Raw genomic sequence first — 1053 nt, 5'->3', positions numbered from 1 at the left:
ATTTGAACATGCATCTGCCAAGTGCTCTGCTCTTGTGCCACGTTAGATGGCTGAGGCTGCTTCACAAAATACAAGTTCAAGATATGCGAGTTACCAAGACTATCGAAGATTTCTGTTGACGTTGCATGGTTATAAGTACCTGCATCTGTTGGATCAAAGCCATTATTGACAAATGGCTGACCAACGGTTGAACCAACGAGTGTGCCGGTACCAGAACTAAAGGAGAAGTTGTCATCCAAGGTAAAGTCGACAACACCACCAACCGTTGCCGCGACAGTACCGCCAACTGCTAAAGCAAGTGCACCAGGAGAAGAGCCTTCAATGTTGTATGCGTCACCTGCTGCACCCGCAACACCGAAGCGCAAATCTTCACCCTGATCTTGAATAATTTCTAGGTCACCTGCGCCATTGATAACAGCAGTAGTACCGACTAATGCAGACGAGTTAATTTGCTGACCAATGTCCGCCAATTGCTCGGCATTGGTTTGGGTTGCAGCTGAAGATGGCTGAAACGTCACTCCATTGACAGTAATCGTCATTGAATCAGAAGTGTTAGCCCAGCTCGCCACTGGTACCGTCACAGTTGTTCTTGCCGTTGCATTTACACCATCAACCGCACTGAAACGATCAGCGACAGCTCGCGCACTTTCGTTAGCGACAGTGGTTACGTTCTCTGTTGTAGTCGGCGTAGCAGGGTTACCGTCATCATAGGTGATTGTAACGGTCTGAGCTGAGTAGTTGTTGTTGGCACCAGCTTGCGCAATACCAACTTCCGTACCATCAGCAACTACAGTTGTACCTGAAACCGCTAAAACTGATTCAGAAGAATCGAGGTTCAACAAAGTATTAACAGAGGTTGTTTGACGTGGCGCCAAGTCATTTGTTTCTACTTCCAGATCACCAAGCACACCAGACACATTGCCTTCGTCATCAGCCTGAAAACCTTGAACTTGCATTCCAGTATTATTAACAAGGAAGCCTTCTCGGTTCACACCAAATTGCCCTGCACGCGTATATTTCACTTCATCGTTATCATTGACGATGAAGTAACCG

Annotated in this window: 1 protein-coding gene; it reads right to left on the bottom strand. The window is 46.9% G+C overall.

The window, feature by feature from the left end:
* Nucleotides 1-1053, bottom strand: a 1053-nt coding sequence (locus tag A3739_RS05820; protein ID WP_304440260.1) for a flagellar basal body FlgE domain-containing protein, incomplete at both ends; no start/stop codon positions are given.

The organism is Oleiphilus sp. HI0067 (assembly GCF_001635735.1).
This window is presented reverse-complemented; position numbering and strand designations above follow the sequence as displayed.